At 67.5% G+C, this 21,202-nt stretch carries 19 protein-coding genes; 15 read left to right on the forward strand and 4 right to left on the reverse strand.

The window, feature by feature from the left end; all coding sequences use genetic code 11:
* The first annotated feature begins 30 nt into the window (after positions 1–30).
* The 5 genes from rpoC to QWJ90_RS05735 all read left to right on the forward strand — a co-directional run bounded on the left by rpoC (position 31) and on the right by QWJ90_RS05735 (position 7,298).
* Positions 31–3,906: a DNA-directed RNA polymerase subunit beta' gene (gene rpoC / locus QWJ90_RS05715; RefSeq protein ID WP_290106721.1), complete on the forward strand. Its 3,876-nt coding sequence runs from the start codon at positions 31–33 to the stop codon at positions 3,904–3,906.
* 206 nt (positions 3,907–4,112) lie between these two features.
* Positions 4,113–4,292, forward strand: a complete 180-nt coding sequence (locus tag QWJ90_RS05720; RefSeq protein WP_290106722.1) for a hypothetical protein — start codon at positions 4,113–4,115, stop codon at positions 4,290–4,292.
* A gap of 93 nt (positions 4,293–4,385) precedes the next feature.
* Positions 4,386–6,095 carry a hypothetical protein gene (locus QWJ90_RS05725; protein ID WP_290106723.1) on the forward strand — a complete coding sequence of 570 codons (1,710 nt, stop codon included), beginning with the start codon at positions 4,386–4,388 and terminating at the stop codon, positions 6,093–6,095.
* A complete protein-coding gene (locus tag QWJ90_RS05730) occupies positions 6,092–6,577 on the forward strand; it encodes a hypothetical protein (protein ID WP_290106724.1) in 486 nt (161 codons plus the stop codon). Before QWJ90_RS05725 ends, QWJ90_RS05730 begins: the two co-directional genes overlap by 4 nt.
* Positions 6,578–6,626: 49 nt before the next feature.
* A complete protein-coding gene (locus tag QWJ90_RS05735) occupies positions 6,627–7,298 on the forward strand; it encodes a spermidine/putrescine ABC transporter substrate-binding protein (RefSeq protein ID WP_290106725.1) in 672 nt (223 codons plus the stop codon).
* Positions 7,299–7,361: 63 nt separating this feature from the next.
* Here QWJ90_RS05735 and QWJ90_RS05740 read toward each other — a convergent pair whose 3' ends face one another.
* Entirely contained in the window at positions 7,362–7,739 is a 378-nt protein-coding gene (locus QWJ90_RS05740; protein WP_290106726.1) for an META domain-containing protein, read from the reverse strand.
* 174 nt (positions 7,740–7,913) lie between these two features.
* Here QWJ90_RS05740 and QWJ90_RS05745 point away from each other — a divergent pair, with 174 nt between their 5' ends.
* From QWJ90_RS05745 to QWJ90_RS05785, 9 genes are all read left to right on the forward strand, one after another.
* Positions 7,914–10,055: a S1 family peptidase gene (locus tag QWJ90_RS05745; protein WP_290106727.1), complete on the forward strand. Its 2,142-nt coding sequence runs from the start codon at positions 7,914–7,916 to the stop codon at positions 10,053–10,055.
* Positions 10,056–11,045: 990 nt separating this feature from the next.
* A complete protein-coding gene (gene rpsL / locus QWJ90_RS05750) occupies positions 11,046–11,414 on the forward strand; it encodes a 30S ribosomal protein S12 (protein ID WP_018171438.1) in 369 nt (122 codons plus the stop codon).
* A gap of 5 nt (positions 11,415–11,419) precedes the next feature.
* Positions 11,420–11,890 (forward strand): 30S ribosomal protein S7, encoded by a 471-nt coding sequence (rpsG, locus tag QWJ90_RS05755; protein ID WP_290106728.1) that lies wholly within the window; start codon positions 11,420–11,422, stop codon positions 11,888–11,890.
* A gap of 88 nt (positions 11,891–11,978) precedes the next feature.
* The gene (gene fusA, locus QWJ90_RS05760; protein WP_290106729.1) at positions 11,979–14,093 is read left to right on the forward strand and encodes an elongation factor G; all 2,115 of its coding nucleotides are present in this window, start codon (positions 11,979–11,981) and stop codon (positions 14,091–14,093) included.
* Positions 14,094–14,253: 160 nt separating this feature from the next.
* Complete coding sequence (gene tuf, locus QWJ90_RS05765; protein WP_290106731.1) at positions 14,254–15,447, forward strand: elongation factor Tu; 1,194 nt, start codon at positions 14,254–14,256, stop codon at positions 15,445–15,447.
* A gap of 426 nt (positions 15,448–15,873) precedes the next feature.
* Positions 15,874–16,710, forward strand: coding sequence for an aldo/keto reductase (locus QWJ90_RS05770; RefSeq protein WP_290106732.1), 837 nt, complete (start codon positions 15,874–15,876; stop codon positions 16,708–16,710).
* Positions 16,711–16,877: 167 nt separating this feature from the next.
* Positions 16,878–17,270 (forward strand): helix-turn-helix domain-containing protein, encoded by a 393-nt coding sequence (locus tag QWJ90_RS05775; protein ID WP_290106733.1) that lies wholly within the window; start codon positions 16,878–16,880, stop codon positions 17,268–17,270.
* 141 nt (positions 17,271–17,411) lie between these two features.
* Complete coding sequence (locus QWJ90_RS05780) at positions 17,412–18,386, forward strand: DUF3039 domain-containing protein (RefSeq protein ID WP_290106734.1); 975 nt, start codon at positions 17,412–17,414, stop codon at positions 18,384–18,386.
* Between the two features lie 226 nt (positions 18,387–18,612).
* Positions 18,613–19,281 carry a VanZ family protein gene (locus tag QWJ90_RS05785; protein WP_290106735.1) on the forward strand — a complete coding sequence of 223 codons (669 nt, stop codon included), beginning with the start codon at positions 18,613–18,615 and terminating at the stop codon, positions 19,279–19,281.
* Here QWJ90_RS05785 and QWJ90_RS05790 read toward each other — a convergent pair whose 3' ends face one another.
* Positions 19,282–19,803, reverse strand: a complete 522-nt coding sequence (locus QWJ90_RS05790) for a MarR family winged helix-turn-helix transcriptional regulator (protein ID WP_290106736.1) — start codon at positions 19,801–19,803, stop codon at positions 19,282–19,284.
* Between the two features lie 5 nt (positions 19,804–19,808).
* Positions 19,809–20,036: a hypothetical protein gene (locus QWJ90_RS05795; RefSeq protein ID WP_290106737.1), complete on the reverse strand. Its 228-nt coding sequence runs from the start codon at positions 20,034–20,036 to the stop codon at positions 19,809–19,811.
* 155 nt (positions 20,037–20,191) lie between these two features.
* Between QWJ90_RS05795 and QWJ90_RS05800 the strand changes: the two genes are divergently transcribed.
* Positions 20,192–20,647: a MarR family winged helix-turn-helix transcriptional regulator gene (locus tag QWJ90_RS05800; protein ID WP_290106738.1), complete on the forward strand. Its 456-nt coding sequence runs from the start codon at positions 20,192–20,194 to the stop codon at positions 20,645–20,647.
* Here the strand turns inward: QWJ90_RS05800 and QWJ90_RS05805 are convergent.
* Positions 20,636–21,169, reverse strand: a complete 534-nt coding sequence (locus QWJ90_RS05805; protein ID WP_290106739.1) for a MarR family winged helix-turn-helix transcriptional regulator — start codon at positions 21,167–21,169, stop codon at positions 20,636–20,638. The two genes, QWJ90_RS05800 and QWJ90_RS05805, sit on opposite strands and share 12 nt — an antisense overlap.
* Positions 21,170–21,202 lie beyond the last annotated feature (33 nt).

The raw sequence follows: 21,202 nt of genomic DNA on the forward strand, positions 1-21,202 counted from the left end.
ATTTAGAGATTTCCGAATACAGGAGAACTAGTGCTCGACGCAACAACTTTCGATGAGCTTCGCATCGGCCTGGCCACCGCCGACGACATCCGTCGTTGGTCCTTCGGTGAGGTCAAGAAGCCCGAGACCATCAACTACCGCACGCTGAAGCCGGAGAAGGACGGCCTCTTCGGCGAGCAGATCTTCGGTCCCAGCCGGGACTGGGAGTGCGCCTGCGGCAAGTACAAGCGCGTCCGCTTCAAGGGCATCGTCTGCGAGCGCTGCGGCGTGGAGGTCACCAAGAGCTCCGTCCGCCGCGAGCGCATGGGCCACATCGAGCTCGCCGCCCCCGTGACGCACATCTGGTACTTCAAGGGCGTGCCCTCGCGCCTCGGGTACCTGCTCGACATGGCGCCGAAGGACCTCGAGAAGGTCATCTACTTCGCCGCCTACATGGTCATCTCGGTCGACGAGGAGGCGCGTCACCGCGACATGCCGACTCACGAGAACAACCTGCGTCTCGAGATCAAGAACCTGAACGACCGTCGTGACTCGCGCATCGCGGCTCGTCTCCAGAAGCTGGAGGAGGAGCTCGCGGCTCTCGAGGCCGAGGACGCCAAGGCGGACCAGAAGAAGAAGGTCCGCGACGCCGCCGAGAAGGAGATGGCGACCATCCGCAAGCGCGCGGACGAGTCGATCGCCAAGCTCGAGCGCATGTGGGAGGAGTTCCGCTCCCTCAAGGTCGGCGAGCTCAAGGCGGAGGACGACGTCTTCCAGGAGCTGCAGGACCGCTTCGGCCAGTACTTCGACGCCCACATGGGTGCCGAGGCCATCCAGCGTCGTCTGGCGGAGTTCGACCTCCCGGCCGAGGCCGAGTCGCTGCGCAACCAGATCGCCGAGGGCAAGGGCCAGCGCAAGATCCGCGCGATCAAGCGCCTGAAGGTCGTCCAGTCCTTCATCACGACCGGCATGTCGCCGGCCGCGATGGTGCTCGACGTCGTGCCGGTCATCCCGCCGGAGCTGCGCCCGATGGTGCAGCTCGACGGTGGCCGCTTCGCCACGAGCGACCTGAACGACCTCTACCGTCGTGTGATCAACCGCAACAACCGTCTGCGCCGCCTTCTCGACCTCGGGGCTCCCGAGATCATCGTGAACAACGAGAAGCGCATGCTGCAGGAGGCCGTCGACGCGCTGTTCGACAACGGCCGTCGCGGTCGTCCCGTCACGGGCACCGGCAACCGCGCCCTGAAGTCCCTGAGCGACATGCTCAAGGGAAAGCAGGGTCGCTTCCGCCAGAACCTGCTCGGCAAGCGCGTGGACTACTCGGGCCGTTCGGTCATCGTCGTGGGTCCGCAGCTGAAGCTGCACCAGTGCGGTCTGCCCAAGCAGATGGCGCTGGAGCTCTTCAAGCCGTTCGTCATCAAGCGCCTGATCGACCTCGGTCACTCGCAGAACATCAAGGCCGCGAAGCGCTCGGTCGAGCGCACGCGCCCCGAGGTCTGGGACGTGCTCGAGGAGATCATCCGCGAGCGTCCGGTTCTGCTGAACCGTGCGCCCACTCTGCACCGTCTGGGCATCCAGGCGTTCGAGCCGCAGCTCGTCGAGGGCAAGGCCATCCAGCTCCACCCGCTCGTCTGCGCGGCGTTCAACGCCGACTTCGACGGCGACCAGATGGCTGTGCACCTTCCGCTGTCGGTCGAGGCTCAGGCCGAGGCGCGCGTGCTCATGCTCGCCTCGAACAACATCCTGAAGCCGTCGGACGGCCGTCCGGTGACCCTGCCCTCGCAGGACATGATCATCGGTCTGCACCACATCACGACGCTGAAGAACGGCGCCAAGGGTGAGGGCCGCGTGTTCGGCTCGGTGTGGGAGGCGCAGCTCGCCAAGGAAGAGGGCACCCTCGACCTGCAGGCGAAGGTCCGCATCCGCATCCCCGGTCTCACGTTCCTCGAGGGCCAGGCGCCCGAGGGGTACGAGAAGCACGGCCTCGTCGACACCTCGCTCGGCCAGGCGATCTTCAACGACCAGCTGCCGAAGGGCTACCCCTTCGTGCGCGAGCAGGCCGACAAGGGCAAGCTCTCGCAGATCGTGAACAAGCTGGCCGAGGAGTACCCGAAGGTCGTCGTGGCGGAGACGCTCGACAAGATCAAGGACGCCGGCTTCCACTGGGCCACCCGCTCGGGTGTCACGGTCGCCCTGTCCGACGTGCTCACGCCCCCCAACAAGGGCGAGATCGTCGCTCGCTACGAGCAGCAGGCCGCCAAGGTCACCGCTCAGTACGAGAAGGGCCTCACCACCGACGAGGAGCGCCGCACCGAGCTGGTCCGCATCTGGACCGAGGCCACGGACGAGATCCAGAAGGAGATGCGCGCCAACTTCCCGGAGGACAACACCATCAACCGAATGGTGTCGTCCGGTGCCCGTGGTAACTGGCTGCAGATCCGGAACATCGCGGGCATCCGCGGTCTGGTGAACAACCCGAAGGGTGAGATCATCCCTCGCCCGATCATCTCCTCGTACCGCGAGGGTCTGTCGGTGGCGGAGTACTTCATCGCCACGCACGGTGCCCGCAAGGGCCTCGCCGACACGGCTCTGCGTACGGCCGACTCGGGTTACCTCACCCGTCGTCTCGTGGACGTCTCGCAGGATGTCATCATCCGCGAGGAGGACTGCGGCACGTCGAAGGGCCTCGAGTACCCGATCGCCGAGGCTGACGCCGAGGGCGTGCTGGTGCGCGACGCGAACGTCGAGAACTCGGTGTTCGCCCGCAGCCTGGCCGTCGACGTGGTGGCGGAGGACGGCACCGTCCTCGCGCAGGCCGGTCAGGACGTCGGCGACGTGCTCATCGACTCGCTCGTCGAGGCGGGCGTCACCTCCATCAAGGTGCGCTCGGTCCTCACGTGCGACTCGGCGGTCGGCGTCTGCGCCCGCTGCTACGGTCGCTCGCTCGCGACGGGCAACCTCGTCGACATCGGTGAGGCCGTCGGCATCATCGCGGCCCAGTCGATCGGCGAGCCCGGCACGCAGCTGACGATGCGCACCTTCCACACCGGTGGTTCGGCTTCGGCAGACGACATCACGCAGGGTCTGCCCCGCGTGCAGGAGCTGTTCGAGGCCCGCACTCCGAAGGGCGCTTCGCCCATCGCCGAGGCGGATGGTCGCATCACCATCGAGGAGACCGAGAAGCAGAAGAAGGTCATCCTCACGCCCGACAGCGGCGACGAGCAGGTCGTGTACCCGGTGCTGAAGCGCGCGACGCTTCTCGTCGAGGACGGCCAGCACGTCAAGGTGGGTGACTCCATCCAGGTCGGAACGCTCGACCCGAAGGAGATCATGCGCGTGCAGGGCGCCCGCGAGGTGCAGAAGTACCTCGTCGGCGGCGTGCAGGGCGTGTACCGCTCGCAGGGTGTGCCGATCCACGACAAGCACATCGAGGTCATCGTGCGCCAGATGCTGCGGAAGGTCACCGTGGTCGACCACGGCGAGACCGACCTGCTGCCTGGCGAGATGGTCGACATGCGCCGTTACCAGGACATCAACCGCGCGGCGATCGCCGAGGGGAAGCGTCCTGCGTCGGGTCGTCCGGAGCTGATGGGCATCACGAAGGCGTCGCTCGCGACGGAGTCGTGGCTGTCGGCCGCGTCGTTCCAGGAGACGACGCGCGTCCTCACCGAGGCCGCCATGCAGGGCAAGCGCGACCCGCTGATCGGTCTCAAGGAGAACGTCATCATCGGAAAGCTCATCCCCGCGGGCACCGGCCTGTCGAAGTACCGCGATGTCGTGGTCGAGGCGACCGAGGAGGCGAAGACCGAGCGGTACCCCAACCGCATCTTCGCGTCGGACGGCGCGTATGCGGAGGGCGACTACTCGTTCGTCGACTTCGACGCGTTCACGACCGACGACTTCACGCCCGGGACGTACAACTGATCCGGATGTGAAGCAGTGAGAGAGGCCTCGGGGTTCGCCCCGGGGCCTCTTTCCGTACCCGGGGGCCGCGCCTGCCCCGCCAAACCGCGCCATACGATGTCGTCTCATCGAGGGGACACGGGAATCCGCGGAATACGGTGTCGCGACGGTGAGGCGACATCGTTTGGACGCGAGGAACGCCGCGCCTGCGCACGTACCCTGGATGCATGGCGATCGGCGGACGCAACCTCGTGGCGACGTGGATCGGCGGCATCGTCATCCTCGTCGTCGTCGCGGGCATCGGATGGGCGGCGCTCCCGTTCCTGCCGGTGGTCGGCGACTGGATCGTCGGCGTCGTCGGCTTCTTCTTCGACTGGCTTCGCTCCATCACGCCGACACGCGCGTAGCCGCGACATTCCGCGGCGAGGCTCCGACCGCGCGCCTTCCGCCGCGGGTATTCTCGCGGCAGGGGAGAGTCCCCGTCGTGAGGAGCACTTCTGATGAGCGACCCCCGCAGTTCGACCGGCGGACCGCTGAACGGCGACCCCGACGACTCGGCCGCCGCTGACGCCCAGGGCGGGCGCGTGACCGACGCCCGCGATGGCGCCGATTCGGATGGCCAGAGCGGCTACGCCGCCGGCGACGAGAACGCGACGGATGGCCAGAGCCGGGCATCGACGGATGGCCAGAGCCCGGCATCGACGGACGGTCACGACGATCTCGCCCCCGGCGAGCACGACGGATCTCCCGCCACCGGGGGAGACGGCTTCGCCGCCGGCGACCGCGACCCCTTCGCCACGGCCGACCGCGAGGTCTTCCATGAGGACGACCGGGACCCCTTCGCGCAGCACAACGAGCCCGAGATCTTCGCGTCGGGCAGCCGCGGCCTCTTCGCCGACGCCGACGAGCGCGACGCCGCCGGCTTCGACACCACCGCACCCGCGGGCGACGACACCGCCACCCGTGCCATGCCCGAGGTGGGGGAGGAGCGCCCCGCCGCGGTCGCCTTCGAGCCGTTCGGCCGCAGCGAGGACGCCCATGAGGAATCCGCTGATACGACCGGCTCGCGCCAGGATGAGCGCCCCGCTGCCGTCGCCTTCGCGCCCGGCGCCGACGCGGCAGAGCGCGCCACGGCGGGCGCAGAGGACGAGCCCGCTGCCGGCATGCCCTCTTTCGCTCCGGCAGATGCCGACGCCGAGGACCGCCCCGCGTCCGACGGCGACGCCGACGACGCGAACGCCACCGACGCGTCCGACTCCGACGCCCGCACCCGCCCCGCGGCCGTCGCGTTCGACCCCGATGCGCCGTCGGTGACGCGCGCATCGGAGGAGGCCGACGCGTCCGCCGGGCGCGTGCCGCCGATCGACAACGATCGCGACGGCGAGCCCGACTTCGCCGCCCTCGCTGCCGAGCTCGAGGAGTTCGAGCGGCGCTCCGCCGACCCGAGCGACTCGCTCGCCGCTCCCGCGCGCGCCCGCGAGGACGACGACGATCACAAGTCGCCGTGGTTCGAGCCGGCGAAGACCGACACGTTCACCTCGTCCGAGCCCGAGCAGGACCGCCCCATGATCACCGCGTCCGAGCCCGCCCCGCACAGCAGCGCCGCGCCGGAGCCGAGCGCCGCTCCGGAGACGACCGCCGCGCCGCAGCCGATCTTCGTGCAGGCTCCCGAGCGGCCGAAGAAGCGCGGCAACCGGGGTGCCGCCGGTCTCATCGGCCTCGTGGCGGCGGTGCTGTTCGCCGTGCTGTTCTTCGCCGCGACGCTCGGCTGGCGCCTGGTCACGGGCGACGCCGACTTCGCGAACATCGCCGAAGAGGCCCTGCAGATCGTGACGAGCTTCGCGTTCTGGGTGACGGTCGTCGTCTTCTGGCTCGGCTTCTGGCTGCTCGGTGTGTTCGTGAACCGTGCGCGCTGGGGCAAGTGGGTCGTCTTCGGTCTGCTCGTCGGCGTCATCTCCTATGGCGGATACGTCCTCGGCCAGCTCTTCGAGGCGCCGTTCTGGATGCTCACCGCCTCCGAGGGCGGCGAGCTCGCAGCCGACAGCCTCCTGCACCCGCTCGCGATCGTGGCGTTCATCCTCGGCCGCGAGATCACCATCTGGTTCGGAGCCTGGGTCGCTCGCCACGGCGCACGTGTCTCCGAGCGCAACGCACAGGCCCAGGCCGAATACGAGCGCACGCTCGAGGCCGGTCCGCAGCTGGCACAGTGACCACAGCACCACGACGCGAAGGCGAGGGGCTTCCCGCAGGGATGCTCCTCGCCTTCGCCGTCGCGGGGTACGGCGCCCTCGCCGTGTGCGGGCTCGGTTTCGGCAGCCTGTTCACCGAGTCCGACGTCATCGAGACGCCGGGCGTCGGCATCGTGCCCGCCGCTCTCGCCGTCGTCGTGAGCGCCGGCGCCTTCGCGCTCGCGCTGTGGCCGGCGATCCGGCCCGAGCGCCCGCGCTTCACGTCGGTGATCGGCGTGGTCTTCGCCACCGCCGCGATCTACGCGCTGGCGCTGTGGCTGCTCGCGCTGGTCTTCGACGCGGGCCTCGGCGCCGCGACGGGCGCTGTCGTCGAGGTGGTGATCGGATGGCCGGTGCCGGTTCTCGCCGGAGCCGCCGCAATCACGTCGTGGTGCGCGATCGCCGTCCGGCGCACCCGTGCCCAGCGACCGCTGTGGCCGTGGGAGCGCCCCGATGCGCAATAGTCCGCTCGGCGCCCCACCGCAGACGCTCGCGCCCCCTACCCTGTAAGTCATGGAGCGGACGCTCGACGCGCAGGTGGCTCAGGCGGTGGACGCCTGGCTGCGCTGGCTGCCGCGCTGGCAGCCCGCCACGCATCGCGGCCGTGCCGCTCCATGCCGCCGCTGCTTCGGGTCGCCGCTGCTCTCGGCCGCCGGCCTCGGCGCCGACGTGCCCCATGGCGTGCAGCACGGGCTCTCCACGCGGATGAAGGCCATCGTCGATCACGCCGTCGCCGAGTACACAGCCCGCAACCTGCCACTGCTGCAGGCCGAGCTCGATCAGCAGGCCGCCCGCAATCGCGCGCGCTCCTACCGGCCGGGGGAGGACCTCGCGCCCGAGTACGAGGGGCTGCCGCTCGACCCCGACCCGGTGCCTGGCGCCCCGTTCCTCTTCACGATCGAGCAGCTGGCGAACGAAGCCGAGGCCGACGTGCCGAGCCTCCCGCCGCTGTCCGCGGAGGCGAAAGCGGCCCTGCGCCACGAGGTCTCGCTCGCCGACGAGTACGCGAACCTCGTCGGTCGCGAGATCTGCTCCGTGCTGCTGGGCCATCGCCTGCGCATCCAGGCCGCCGTCGTCGAGTTCGTCGAGCCGCAGGTCGAGGCCATGCTCGCCGAGCTCACGCAGTCGCTCGACACTCCGTTCGGTCCCGAGGACTTCCTGTCCGGGCCCGGCGCGACCCCCTGAAACGAGACATCCCCGCCTCGAGGAGGCGGGGATGTCAGCGGATGGCCGGTTCGGCCATCCGCATCAGCTCTCGCGTGCGAGCGAACCGAGCAGCTCTCCCGAAGCGTCGTAGACCTCGAGGGTCGACTCGCCGACGGTGAGGGTCTCGAGCTTCCGGAGCCAGTCGTCGACTCCCGGACAGCCGCGCGTGGTGGCGGCGACGTAGGTGACCGTGACGGTGTCGCCATCCTGCTCGTAGCGGCCGGACATCTTGTTGCAGCCGTCGTTGCCGCGGAACTGCCCGTCTTCCGTGAAGGTGAGGTGCGGTTCGCTGCTCTCGCCGCTCTGCCACGTCCCGACCACTGAATTCACGCCGGCCCCTCCCGCGGTTGTTGCGCATCCGGTGAGCGCGAGGCCGGCCGCGATGAGCGCGCCGACCCTCCAGATCCGTCTGCTGGACATGTCTTCCCCCGTTCATGCCGGCGAATGCGGACTTGCCCTACATCGTAGGTGTGCGTCTAGTCTGTAAACGCTGTGTCTCTCCCGAGAGAGACCAGAGCTTCCGGGGGCCTGGGTCAGCCATGATCCGCCTCCGTCTTGAGAAGTGCACATGACAAAGAACCGGGGGAACCGAGTTTGAAGCCTTCAATCACGCGCGCAGCGCGTCTGGGAGCGCTGGGTGTCGCGTCGGCGCTGGCGTTCGGCGGTGTGGCCGCTACGTCCGCATCCGCGACTGAGGCGCCTTCCGCGCCGACCGAGGGCGAGGCGTTCGACGCTCTTGCGTTCGAGCTCTTCCAGGACGACTCGGTCACGGGCGTCCTGCACGATGGCAGCGGCCAGGTCATCGTCCAGCAGCTGGAGAGCGAGGGTGCGGGCGCCGCGGCCAAGCGCATCCAGGCTTCCGCGACCGCCGCTGAGGTGGCGAACACCTACGGCAACGTCAAGATCGTCACCGTCACGGAGGACGAGCTCGCGAAGCCGACCGCCGCGACCGACGTCGTCGGCGGCTACGGCATCGCGCTGTTCCCCGACTCGGGCAGCCAGGGAGCCGTCTGCTCCGTCGGCTTCCCTGCCTGGAGCCCCAGCGGCGACCCGGCCGTGCTGACCGCCGGCCACTGCACCGAAGACGGCGCGTTCGGCAACATCTTCCTCACGGACCCAGCTGGCGACACCGCCGGCGGCGGCGCCGAAGACAACAGCACGGTCGCCCCGACGTACGCGCTCGGCACGATCGGCTTCTCGCAGTTCGGCGGCGCCGGCAACAGCGAGGGCGGCCCCGGCGACGCGCTCGACGTGACCGCGATCGACGTCATCAACGACGACCTCGATCTCATCCCCGCGATGACTGACTGGGCCAACACCGACGACCTGTCCGCGTCGCTCGCGTCGAACATCACCGGCGTCGGCACCGCTCAGATCGGCGCCACCGTGCAGCGCTCCGGCCGCACCACCGGCTACTCGGCCGGCCCGGTCGACACCGACCGCTTCGTCTCCGACGTCGAGGCCGAGGGCTACCTCATGGTCGACGACCGCATCGTCAAGGGCTTCGCCGCGGCGACGCAGGCGATCCCCGGCGACTCGGGCGGAACCATCCTGCAGGGCAGCACGGCTGTCGGCATCGTCTCGGGCACCTTCCGGTACGAGGGTGAAGAGCACATGTGGGGCGCCGACCTGCAGGCGAACCTCGAGGGCACCGGCGGCTACAGCGTCATGCTCGACATCGCTGAGGCGGAGGTCACCTCGCTGGAGTCCGGCGCGAACATCTCGTGGAACGCGCCCATCTCGGGCACCGCTGCGGCGAACTCCACGCTCGAGTACGCGTTCGTCTCACAGGGTTCGGACGCCTCGTTCGAGAACAGCGCGACGACCGCGGTCGACGGCAGCGGCAACTGGCAGATCCAGGGCCCCTCGACGCCCGGCGACTACACCGTCTACTTCCGCGTGAAGAGCGGCTTCGACACCTCCGACGTCACCTCGTTCGACACGCAGGTCTTCCCGACCGCCCCCGGCATCATCTCGCCGGAGAACGGCCAGTCGTTCACCGAGCCGGTCACCGCCATCTCCGGCAACGCGGCGCCGAACACCGAGGTCACGCTGTCCGGCGACGTCACCGCGAAGGTCACCTCCGACGACGAGGGCAACTGGTCGCACGCTGTTGAGCTCGGCGAGGGCAGCTACTCCGTCAGCGCTCAGCAGACGGTCAACGGCAAGACCTCCGCCGCCGCCACGGTCGAGTTCACGGTCGGCGCCGCCGCGCCGAGCCCGGCTCCCGAGCCCGAGCAGCCGGCGGCCCCCGAGGCACCCGCGTTCATCAACCCGTCGAACGACGGCGGCTCCTACGTCGAGGGCTCGACCCCCGGCACGGTGACCGGTGAGGGCATCAACGGCGCGACCGTCGAGCTCCGCGTGAACGACGAGCTCGTCGGCTCGGCCACCGTCGAGGCGAACGTCTGGTCCATTCAGATCGGCGCGCTCCCCGTCGGCGAGCACACCATCGCCGCCCGCCAGATCGTCGACGGCGTCGCGAGCGCCGACAACGCGGTCACGGTGACGGTGACCGCCGCGGCCGCCCCGCAGGACCCGCAGTCGGAGGAGCCGCAGCAGGCTCCGGACGACGAGAACCCGCAGGCCGAGCAGCCGCAGCAGGACGGCCAGCTCGAGCCGACCGGCGCCGAGTTCGACGCCACCGCCCCGCTCGCGCTGGGCTTCGGCCTGGTCTTCGCGGCCGGCGGCGTGCTGCTGATCGCTCGCCAGCGTCAGCTGAAGTCGGAGCGCTGATCCCGCTTCTGAGCTGAGAGCTCGCACCGAAAGGGCGTCCCGCAAGGGGCGCCCTTTCTGCGTCCCGCCCCCCCTTCCGGAGGTTGAGCGAGGGAGCGCAGCGACCCCTTCCCGGACGTTGAGCGAGGGAGCGCAGCGACTGAGACGAAACGGGTCGTTGTCGGGAACGGGTTGCGGCGTTTCGCCTCGCTTCGCTCGCTCAACGTCCGGGGTGTGTCTCCTTCTCGGACGTTGAGCGAGGGAGCGCAGCGACTGAGACGAAACGGGTCGTTGTCGAGACCGGCTCGCGTCGTTTCGTCTCGCTTCGCTCGCTCAACGTCCGGGGTGTGTCTCCTTCTCGGACGTTGAGCGAGGGAGCGCAGCGACCGAGACGAAACGGGGTCGTTGTCGAGACCGGCTCGCGTCGTTTCGTCTCGCTTCGCTCGCTCAACGTCCGGGGTGTGTCTCCTTCTCGGACGTTGAGCGAGGGAGCGCAGCGACTGAGACGAAACGGGTCGTTGTCGGGAACGGGTTGCGGCGTTTCGCCTCGCTTCGCTCGCTCAACGTCCGGGGGTGTGTCCCCTGTCCGGTCGTTGAGCGAGGGAGCGCAGCGACCGAGACGAAACGGGGTCGTTGTCGGGGGCGGGCTGCGTCGTTTCGTCTCGCTTCGCTCGCTCAACGTCCGGGGGTGTGTCTCCTGTCCGGTCGTTGAGCGAGGGAGCGCAGCGACCGAGACGAAACGGGGTCGTTGTCGAGACCGGCTCGCGTCGTTTCGTCTCGCTTCGCTCGCTCAACGTCCGGGGCCGAACTCGTTTGACCGGGTGTCGTAGAAGGCCCTATCATGGAAGCAGTGTGCGTGCACGCGTTTGCGTGCGTGCGCACTTACGGGACGGGCCTGCGAACAGGTCACCCCCACGGCATATCCACCTGAAGTCTCTCGCCTTTCGGCGCGGGGGTGGGTTTCGTGAAACATCACGCGCTGTCACCGTGCAGCAACGAACAAGGAGAAACGTGCCAACTATTCAGCAGTTGGTTCGCAAGGGCCGTTCGCCGAAGGTCTCGAAGACCAAGGCGCCCGCCCTGAAGGCGAACCCGCAGCAGGCGGGTGTCTGCACCCGCGTCTACACGACCACCCCGAAGAAGCCGAACTCGGCTATGCGGAAGGTCGCCCGTGTCAAGCTGCGCAACGGCACCGAGGTCACGGCCTACATCCCCGGTGAGGGCCACAACCTCCAGGAGCACTCGCTCGTGCTCGTCCGCGGCGGTCGTGTGAAGGACCTCCCCGGCGTGCGCTACAAGATCGTCCGCGGTGCGCTCGACACCCAGGCTGTCAAGAACCGTAAGCAGGCTCGCAGCCGCTACGGCGCGAAGAAGGGTTGAGTTAGATGCCTCGTAAGGGTCCGGCCCCCAAGCGCCCCGTCGTCAACGACCCGGTTTACGGCGCTCCGATCGTCACGCAGCTGGTCAACAAGATCCTCGTCGATGGCAAGAAGTCCATCGCCGAGAGCATCGTCTACACCGCTCTCGAGGGTGTGGCCGCCAAGAACGGCCAGGACGCTGTCGCCACGCTGAAGAAGGCGCTCGACAACGTGCGCCCGACGCTCGAGGTCCGCAGCCGCCGCGTCGGCGGTTCGACCTACCAGGTTCCGGTCGAGGTCAAGCCTCACCGTGCCAACACGCTCGCTCTCCGCTGGCTCGTGAGCTACGCGAAGGGCCGTCGTGAGAAGACGATGACCGAGCGTCTCATGAACGAGATCCTCGACGCGTCGAACGGTCTGGGTGCCGCGGTCAAGCGCCGCGAGGACACCCACAAGATGGCCGAGTCGAACCGCGCCTTCGCGCACTACCGCTGGTAGGAAGCGCCCCGAGCCGGTCCCGGATGGCCCCGGGCCATCCGGGACCGGCCTCCTGCTTTTCTCTCTCCACACGTAAGGAAGAACGCTAGTGGCACAAGACGTGCTCACCGACCTCAAGAAGGTCCGCAACATCGGCATCATGGCGCACATCGATGCCGGTAAGACCACGACGACCGAGCGCATCCTGTTCTACACGGGCGTCAACCACAAGATCGGCGAGACCCACGACGGCGGTGCGACCACCGACTGGATGGAGCAGGAGCAGGAGCGTGGTATCACCATCACCTCCGCCGCCGTGACGTGCTTTTGGGACAAGAACCAGATCAACATCATCGACACCCCCGGTCACGTGGACTTCACCGTCGAGGTGGAGCGCTCGCTCCGCGTCCTCGATGGCGCTGTCGCCGTCTTCGACGGCAAGGAGGGCGTCGAGCCCCAGTCCGAGACCGTGTGGCGTCAGGCTGACAAGTACAACGTCCCCCGCATCTGCTTCGTCAACAAGATGGACAAGCTCGGCGCGGACTTCTACTTCACGGTCGACACGATCATCAACCGCCTGAAGGCGAAGCCGCTCGTGCTGCAGCTTCCCATCGGCGCGGAGAACGACTTCCTCGGTGTCATCGACCTCGTCGAGATGCGTGCGCTCACGTGGCCCGGCGACGCCAAGGGCGACGTGACCATGGGTGCCAAGTACGAGACCGGCGAGATCCCCGCCGAACTCGCCGACAAGGCTGCCGAGTACCGCGAGAAGCTCCTCGAGACCGTCGCCGAGTCCGACGACGTGCTCCTCGAGAAGTACTTCGGTGGCGAAGAGCTGACGATCGAAGAGGTCAAGGGCGCCATCCGCAAGATGACGATCGCCTCCGAGGTCTACCCGGTCCTCTGCGGCTCGGCGTTCAAGAACCGCGGCGTGCAGCCGATGCTCGACGCGGTCGTCGACTACCTCCCTTCGCCCCTCGACGTGCCGGCCATCGAGGCCCACGACCCGAAGAACGAAGAGACGATCATCGAGCGTCACGCTGACCGCGAGGAGCCGTTCGCTGCTCTCGCGTTCAAGGTCGTCACGCACCCCTTCTTCGGTCGTCTGACCTACATCCGCGTCTACTCGGGTCACCTCGACTCGGGTGCGCAGGTCGTCAACTCGACCAAGGGCAAGAAGGAGCGCATCGGGAAGATCTTCCAGATGCACGCCAACAAGGAGAACCCGGTCGACTCGGTCACCGCCGGCCACATCTACGCGGTCATCGGTCTGAAGGACACCACCACCGGTGACACCCTCTCCGACCCGGCGAACCAGGTCGTCCTCGAGTCGATGACGTTCCCGGAGCCGGTCATCGAGGTCGCGATCGAGCCGAAGACGAAGGCTGACCAGGAGAAGCTCGGCCTGGCCATCCAGAAGCTCGCCGAAGAGGACCCGACGTTCCGCGTCGAGAACAACGCCGAGACCGGCCAGACGGTCGTCAAGGGCATGGGCGAGCTGCACCTCGACATCCTCGTGGACCGCATGAAGCGCGAGTTCAAGGTCGAGGCGAACGTCGGCAAGCCGCAGGTGGCGTACCGCGAGACGATCCGCAAGGCCGTCGAGCGTCACGACTACACGCACAAGAAGCAGACCGGTGGTTCGGGTCAGTTCGCGAAGATCCAGTTCGCGATCGAGCCGCTCGAGGTCACGGCGGACAAGACGTACGAGTTCGAGAACAAGGTCACCGGTGGCCGCATCCCGCGCGAGTACATCGAGCCCACCAACCAGGGCTTCCAGGACGCCATGAACGTCGGCGTCGTCGCGGGCTACCCCATGGTCGGCGTGAAGGCGATCCTCATCGATGGCGCGTCGCACGACGTCGACTCCTCGGAGATGGCGTTCAAGATCGCCGGCTCGATGGGCTTCAAGGAGGCCATCCGCAAGGCGAGCCCCGTCATCCTCGAGCCGCTCATGGCGGTTGAGGTGCGTACTCCCGAGGAGTACATGGGCGACGTCATCGGCGACCTGAACTCGCGTCGTGGCCAGGTGCAGTCGATGGAGGACGCTCAGGGTGTGAAGGTCGTCAAGGCCCTCGTCCCGCTCTCGAGCATGTTCGGCTACATCGGCGACCTGCGTTCGAAGACCTCCGGCCGTGCCGTCTACTCCATGGAGTTCGACAGCTACGCCGAGGTCCCGAAGGCCGTGGCCGAGGAAATCGTCCAGAAGGGCAAGGGCGAGTAATCGCCTGAGCCATCTAGGCTCGCCGGGGTCGGCTGCGAAGTCGGCCCCGGCACTGATCAAAACTTCATAACGAGTCTCTACTAGACTGACAACATCCCCGGAAGTCCCGGTCGCAATCCAGCGACCGTGGTCTTCACATGACCGTCCTGAGGAGGACCCAGTGGCTAAGGCCAAGTTCGAGCGCACCAAGCCGCACGTGAACATCGGAACGATCGGTCACGTCGACCACGGCAAGACCACGCTCACCGCGGCGATCTCGAAGGTGCTCGCCGACAAGTACCCGTCGGCCACCAACGTCCAGCGCGACTTCTCGTCGATCGACTCCGCTCCCGAGGAGCGCCAGCGCGGCATCACGATCAACATCTCGCACGTCGAGTACGAGACGCCCAAGCGTCACTACGCTCACGTCGACGCCCCTGGTCACGCTGACTACATCAAGAACATGATCACCGGTGCCGCCCAGATGGACGGCGCGATCCTCGTGGTCGCCGCGACCGATGGTCCCATGGCTCAGACGCGCGAGCACGTGCTGCTCGCCAAGCAGGTCGGCGTTCCCTACCTGCTCGTCGCGCTGAACAAGTCGGACATGGTCGACGACGAGGAGATCCTGGAGCTCGTCGAGCTCGAGGTTCGCGAGCTCCTCTCGTCGCAGGACTTCGACGGCGACAACGCTCCCGTCGTCCGCGTCTCGGGCCTCAAGGCTCTCGAGGGCGACGCCGAGTGGGTCGAGAAGATCGTCGAGCTCATGGACGCCGTCGACGAGTCGATCCCCGACCCGGTGCGTGACAAGGACAAGCCGTTCCTCATGCCCATCGAGGACGTCTTCACGATCACCGGTCGTGGAACCGTCGTCACGGGCCGCGCCGAGCGTGGCACCCTCGCGATCAACTCCGAGGTCGAGATCGTCGGCATCCGCGCGACGCAGAAGACCACGGTCACCGGTATCGAGATGTTCCACAAGCAGCTCGACGAGGCCTGGGCCGGCGAGAACTGCGGTCTCCTGCTCCGTGGCCTCAAGCGCGAGGACGTCGAGCGCGGGCAGGTCGTCGTGAAGCCGGGTTCGGTCACCCCTCACACCAACTTCGAGGGCACCGCGTACATCCTCTCCAAGGACGAGGGTGGGCGTCACAACCCCTTCTACACGAACTACCGCCCGCAGTTCTACTTCCGCACCACGGACGTCACCGGCGTCATCTCGCTGCCTGAGGGCACCGAGATGGTCATGCCCGGCGACACCACGGACATGACGGTGGAGCTCATCCAGCCCATCGCCATGGAAGAGGGCCTCGGCTTCGCGATCCGTGAGGGTGGCCGCACCGTCGGCGCCGGCACGGTGACCAAGATCATCAAGTAAGTTCTTCGAACTCGCTTCGTCAGCGGGGTCGCCCTTCGGGGCGGCCCCGCTTTCGTGTACCCGTCGTCCCGGGCGTTGAGCGAGCGGATCCGTCGGACGTTGAGCGAGCGGAGCGAGTCGAAACGACGTGAGCCGTCGTTGGGACCGGGTCACGGCGTTTCGTCTCCCTCGCTGGCGCTCGGTCGCTCAACGTCCGGGAGGGGCCTTCCCCGCCCCCGGTCGTTGAGCGAGCGGAGCGAGTCGAAACGACGTGAGCCGTCGTCGGGACTGGGGTCGGGTGCGGCGTTTCGTCTCCCTCGCTGGCGCTCGGTCGCTCAACGTCCGGGAGGGGAGGGCCGTCTCCTTCTCGGACGTTGAGCGAGCGAAGCGAGACGAAACGGCTGTCAACCCTTTGAAGCCATCCGCCCTCGCCTCTAGGAAGGAAGCATGACGATCCCCACATGGACTGCACATGGCGGACTCGAGCTGCCGGTTCTCGGCTTCGGCACCTACGGCTTGAAGGGCGCAGATGGCGCGGATGCCGTCGCTCGCGCCGTCGAGAAGGGCTACCGGCTGATCGACTCCGCGTTCAATTACGAGAACGAGGGGACGGTGGGGGAGGGTGTGCGCCGCTCCGGCATCGACCGCGACGAGCTCATCGTCACGTCGAAGCTCGAGGGACGCCATCAGGAACGCGATGCGGCCATCCCGTCGATCGAGGAGAGCGTCTACCGGACCGGCCTGGGCCACCTCGACCTGCTGCTCATCCACTGGCCGAACCCGAAGACCGACAAGTACGTCGAGGCGTGGCAGGCGCTCATCGAGGCGCGCGACGCCGGCATCGTGAAGGCGATCGGCGTCTGCAACTTCCTGCCCGAGCACCTCGAGCGGCTCGTGCGCGAGACCGGCGAGTTGCCGCAGGTGAACCAGATCGAGATGCACCCGCACTTCCCGCAGGAGGAGTGCATTCGGTTCAACGCCGAGCACGGCATCCTCACCGAGGCGTGGAGCCCGCTGGGGCGCGAGACCGGCATCCTCGAGGACGAGGTGATCGTCGACATCGCGCGCAAGCACGACGTCACCCCCGGGCAGACGGTGCTGGCGTGGGCCATCGCGCGGGGCGCCATCCCGATTCCGAAGGCTGCGAGCGACAAGCGTCAGCTGGAGAACCTGGGGGCGCTCGAGGTCGAGCTGGTCGAGGAGGAGATCGCGGCGATCACCGCGCTGGGGCGCCCGGATGGCCGTCTGGCCGACCAGGATCCTGCCGAGTACGAGGAGTTCTGAGGTGAGCGGAGCGTTTGACATGAGCTGTGTCATCTGTGACACTTATGACATGCGCACCCGCCGACGACGGTGACCGTTCCCGTCAATCGTACCCATTCGCCCTAGGGCACCGGGCCGCGATAGTTGCGGCACACACGCACACCACCTGACGATAGAGGCAATTCGCCATGCCCAAACTCGACGCTTCGAGCGTGCCTACAACCGAGATAGCCATCCTTGAGGAGACTCAAGACAAGTTGCCCGTGGGTAATCTGCGCACTGCGCTTGAGATGCTCTCTCATGCCCTTCGGGGAGGTGAGGACATGTTCGTCATCAAGCAACATGAGACGCTCACGCCCTCCGAAGCTGCCGGTCTGCTGGGCCTCAGCCGTACGCATCTTTACAAAATCCTCGACTCCGGGGCAATCCCGCACTACGTCGTTGGATCGCGCGACCGTCGCATCGTCGCCACTGACCTGCTTGCTTACCGGGCGCGCATGTTTGAAGCGCAGAAGCGCGTAGCCGAGAGCAGAGCGCACGCGGATGAGGCCGACCACCTCGCCCTTGACGAGTTCGATTAACGCTCATCTGTCGGATGTCGTTCGTATGCTGGGTAGATGGGAAGATCCAGACGAGTGACGCTCCGATGCGCTGCGGAAGATTTCGCGCAGGACTGGACAACCTCGGCTGACCTCGTTGCCGTGCAAAGACTGCGCGAACTCGTGCAGCAGCGCCTCTGCGATGAGGTCGGCGACTCCGCGATCTCTCGTCATCTCATCCAAATGCCGCCGATGTGTCGGCTCGGCCATCCCCTCATTCGGGCGTTCGACGATCAGTTCAGCGGCGAGGACGACGGTGACCACCTTCGCCAGTCAATTAAGTCGGTGAAAGACCGCCAATGGTTGAAGCAGACGTTTGGCACGCGTTGGCGCGGCGCGGCGGTCATTCTTGCTGACGAAGATGGGGTGGAGACGGTGTGGCTCGGGGCGGCGGGCTACCACCGTGCGGGTTCCCCAGAAGACTTCTACGCGCGATTTTCAGTGGACTGCGCCGCTGGGTCGGACGGGTTCCTCCCTAGGGAGGAGGACCGAGTCCTCCGGGCCGTCGAGAACAAGGTTGCCCGGCTCGGCGCCTGGAAACTTCAACTTCACCTAACCTCCCTCCTCCTCCTGCACAGCGCGCTGCAGGCCGAGGAAGTCCCGTACACGGTTGACGTGAGAAGCCCCGACGGCAGTGAGCTTCTGCAAATGGAGATGACCGTGGTGTCGTCGATGTTGCGGGGGGCCATCGTGAAGGAGCTTCTCGTGGTGTTAAGCCCGTCCGGATGGGAGAAAGCGACTCTCCGCGAAATAGCTAGCCGCGTCGTCTGTACCGCAATAGACCCGAACATGGAGGCCTGGAAGGACGCCCCGCTGGATGGGCCGGCGATGTCCCATTGGACAGCTATTACCGAGAGCGCGATCTCGCAGGCTAGAGCTGCTGCAGAGTCTGGGGAGATCCACGAGGACGCACGTCCCGGCGAAGTTCGCCTCGGCACCATCGCGCACTACGCGCCTCGCGACAGCCTCACCCGCTCCACCGTGGAAGGGGAAGCTGTGCGCGCGATGTGCGGCCACTGGTTCGTGCCGACGGCAGACCACGAACACCTCCCGCGATGCGCCACTTGCCACGACAACTATGAGAAGCTCCCCACCTGAGCGAAAGTCGCCCTTCTAGGCGTACTCGCTGTTGCGGCGGCCCTTGCGCCCGGAACGAAGACCAGAATCAATGTAACCACCCGTCGATAGTTCGCTTGTTCGCCGCCTCCGAAACCGCCCTCAGGGTCGTCTCGGTCGCGGAGGTAGCGGAAAAGGTCCTGCGCACCCGCTTGCCAGGACGGGCGTCTAGGGTCGAGGTCAACGTCCGCGCCATGAGGAGGTCCTGATGACCGACGCACTCGGCCCCAAGCCGCCCCGCAGCCGCGCCCGCCTGTGGATCGCCACGCTGCTGCTCGCCCTCTACGCCGGCTTCGTGGCCGTCGTCACGCTCTGGCCAGACCCCAGCGATCTCGAGTTCGACAGCATCTCGGATCGGGTGCTGAGCGTGCTCTACCGATTCGGCATTCCCGAGTGGTTCGGCTTCGACGAGCTCGAGTTCACCGCCAACATCGGGATGTTCATCCCGCTCGGGTTCTTCCTCGGCCTGGCCCTGCCGCGTCGGGCCTGGTGGCTCGCGCTCTTCCTCGTGCCGGCGTACTCGGGCTTCATCGAGTGGACGCAGGCGACGAGCCTGGAGTCGCGGGTGTCGAGCATCCTCGACGTGTTCGCGAACACCGCGGGCGGCTACGTCGGCATCCTGCTCGCCATGACGATGCGGGCGATGATCTACGCCCGCGACCGCCGCATCATCGCCCGTGCGATCTGGGAGCGCGATGCGGAGATCCTCCATGCGCGCCAGCACCCGCTGCCGCAGCAGCCCGGCCGCGTGCAGCAGCCCGGCCATCCGGTGCAGCAGCAGACCTGGCGCGAGCCGGACGACGCGACCCGCATCTTCGATCAGCGCCCGACCTGGCAGGACCCGCGCGACGCTCCCACGGAGCGCCTGCCCTTCTGATCAGTCCTCGTCGGCCGGGTCGCCCGCGGCTGCCTCGCCGACGGCGTCGGCCATCCCGACGAGGAAGCGGGCGACGACGCCGCGCTCCTGCTCGTCCATGCCGTCGACGAGTGCGAGCATGCGCTGGTGCACGGGGCCGAGGGTCTCGCGCACCTCCGCGTCGCTGCTCGCAGTCGGCACGACGATGCCCGCGCGGCGATCGGTGGGGTGCGCTTCGCGCTTCGCATGGCCGTCGCGCTCAAGCCGGTCGATGAGGGCCGTGACCGAAGCGGTGGAGATGTCGAGCGTGCGGGCCAGGTCGACGGCGCGCACGACCCGTCCGGCACGCTGCTCACGCAGCAGGTGGCGCAACGCGAGGAGGTCGGTCTCGTTCATCCGCATCGAGGCCCGGGTGCGGGCGCGCATGGCGGTCTCCGCCGCGCGATAGCGGCGCAGGAGGTTCAGAACGTCGACGGTCGTCGCGCCGCCGTCGGTGTCGGGGTACCAGTAGCCGGATGCGGTGGGTTCGGTGGACGTCGCCATGCGTTCTACTTCGCCTCCTGGAGGAGCGCTTCTCGCGCAAGTCGTTCTGCCGTGCCGTCTTCGACGCCGGACGGGACGACGCGCAGCAGCCCGCCGGTCATCGCCTCGTTCTCCGAGTAGGCGATCTCCTCGATTCGCCACAGGGGCACCGCGGGGAAGCGGTCCGCGAGGCGCGAGACCATCTCCTGGTACAGGACGTATCCCGCTTCATCAGGTGCAAAGCTCGTCGTCATCGCCCTTCCTCTCGCGTCGGCGTCCATCCAGCTTCTCACCTTCCGTGACGGGAAAAGTCCAGATCCGGAGAAGGTTCGACGTGCGTGTATCAAGGTCGTCTAGTAAGGTTGCTCGTAATGGGCGACATGAGTGGACGGCAGGTGAGGATCACCGGATGAATCACGAGACCGAGGATGGCCTGATCCGCGCCATCGAAGACCTCCGTCGAGCGGAGGCTCGGCTCGCCCGCAGGAGGCTGGCGAGCCGCTCCCTCAGCGAACTCGACCTGACGGCCATCCGCATCGTCGTCGATGCCGCGAGCGAGGGCCGCGAGCTGACGCCGACCGAGATCGCGGAGACGCTGCAGGTGAGCAGTGCGTCGATCACCGCGGTGCTGCGGCGTCTGGAGGACGCGGGCTACGCGGATCTCCGCGCGAACCCCGCCGATCGCCGTTCGAAGTTCGTCGTCGCCACCGAAGCGGGCCGGTCGTTGGATGACCCCGTCGCGGACAGTGTCACGCGCGCGGCGGTCGATCTCACCGAAGCCGAGCGGATGGTCGTTGCGGCGTTCCTGTGCCGTGTCACGGAGGAGATCGACGCGGCCCTTCAGCCGGAGCTCTCACGCGGCTGAGGGCTCGCTCGGCGGGTCGATCTCCTGCGCGTGTGCGGTGACGGCGTCCGTCATCTGCTGCAGGAACGCCGAGATGACGGCCGCCTGACTGCTGCTGAGCGTCCGAGCGACGCTCATCATGCCCTCATGCACACCGCCGAGGGTCGCGCGCACGTCGATCTCGGCGAGTCGCGTGGGCAGGATCCGCTGGCGCCGGCGATCGGTGGGGTGGGGGAGACGCTCGATGTGGCCGGAGCGCTCGAGCTTGTCGAGCAGGCCGGTGATGGAAGCGGGGGTGAGACCCAGCTCCCGCGCGACGTCGCGGGGCTGCAGCTCCTGACCGGAGCGGGCGCGCCTCGTGGCGAGGCCGATGACGAGCATCTCATTGTCGGTCATCCGCATCGACGTTCGCGTGCGTCGGCGCAGGTCCATCTCGGCAGCGCGGTATGTGCGCAGTGCCTGCAGCACGTCCGTTGCGGCTTGCTCGTCGACGCCGGTGCCGTACCAGTACGACGACACCTCGCCAGGACCTGAACGATTCATGTCGTCATGGTAGCGAAATTCCGGAGTCCTGAT

Source organism: Microbacterium oryzae, assembly GCF_030406385.1.
Lineage (GTDB): Bacteria > Actinomycetota > Actinomycetes > Actinomycetales > Microbacteriaceae > Microbacterium > Microbacterium oryzae_A.

What these genes read in the sequence shown, in the direction of transcription:
- QWJ90_RS05785 (WP_290106735.1), top strand. Translation starts at nt 18,613, where the DNA reads ATGACCGACGCACTCGGCCCCAAGCCGCCCCGCAGCCGCGCCCGCCTG.
- QWJ90_RS05790 (WP_290106736.1), bottom strand. Translation starts at nt 19,803, where the DNA reads ATGGCGACGTCCACCGAACCCACCGCATCCGGCTACTGGTACCCCGAC.
- QWJ90_RS05795 (WP_290106737.1), bottom strand. Translation starts at nt 20,036, where the DNA reads ATGACGACGAGCTTTGCACCTGATGAAGCGGGATACGTCCTGTACCAG.
- QWJ90_RS05775 (WP_290106733.1), top strand. Translation starts at nt 16,878, where the DNA reads ATGCCCAAACTCGACGCTTCGAGCGTGCCTACAACCGAGATAGCCATC.
- QWJ90_RS05800 (WP_290106738.1), top strand. Translation starts at nt 20,192, where the DNA reads ATGAATCACGAGACCGAGGATGGCCTGATCCGCGCCATCGAAGACCTC.
- QWJ90_RS05720 (WP_290106722.1), top strand. Translation starts at nt 4,113, where the DNA reads ATGGCGATCGGCGGACGCAACCTCGTGGCGACGTGGATCGGCGGCATC.
- QWJ90_RS05770 (WP_290106732.1), top strand. Translation starts at nt 15,874, where the DNA reads ATGACGATCCCCACATGGACTGCACATGGCGGACTCGAGCTGCCGGTT.
- QWJ90_RS05740 (WP_290106726.1), bottom strand. Translation starts at nt 7,739, where the DNA reads ATGTCCAGCAGACGGATCTGGAGGGTCGGCGCGCTCATCGCGGCCGGC.
- rpsG (WP_290106728.1), top strand. Translation starts at nt 11,420, where the DNA reads ATGCCTCGTAAGGGTCCGGCCCCCAAGCGCCCCGTCGTCAACGACCCG.
- QWJ90_RS05735 (WP_290106725.1), top strand. Translation starts at nt 6,627, where the DNA reads ATGGAGCGGACGCTCGACGCGCAGGTGGCTCAGGCGGTGGACGCCTGG.
- QWJ90_RS05725 (WP_290106723.1), top strand. Translation starts at nt 4,386, where the DNA reads ATGAGCGACCCCCGCAGTTCGACCGGCGGACCGCTGAACGGCGACCCC.
- QWJ90_RS05805 (WP_290106739.1), bottom strand. Translation starts at nt 21,169, where the DNA reads ATGAATCGTTCAGGTCCTGGCGAGGTGTCGTCGTACTGGTACGGCACC.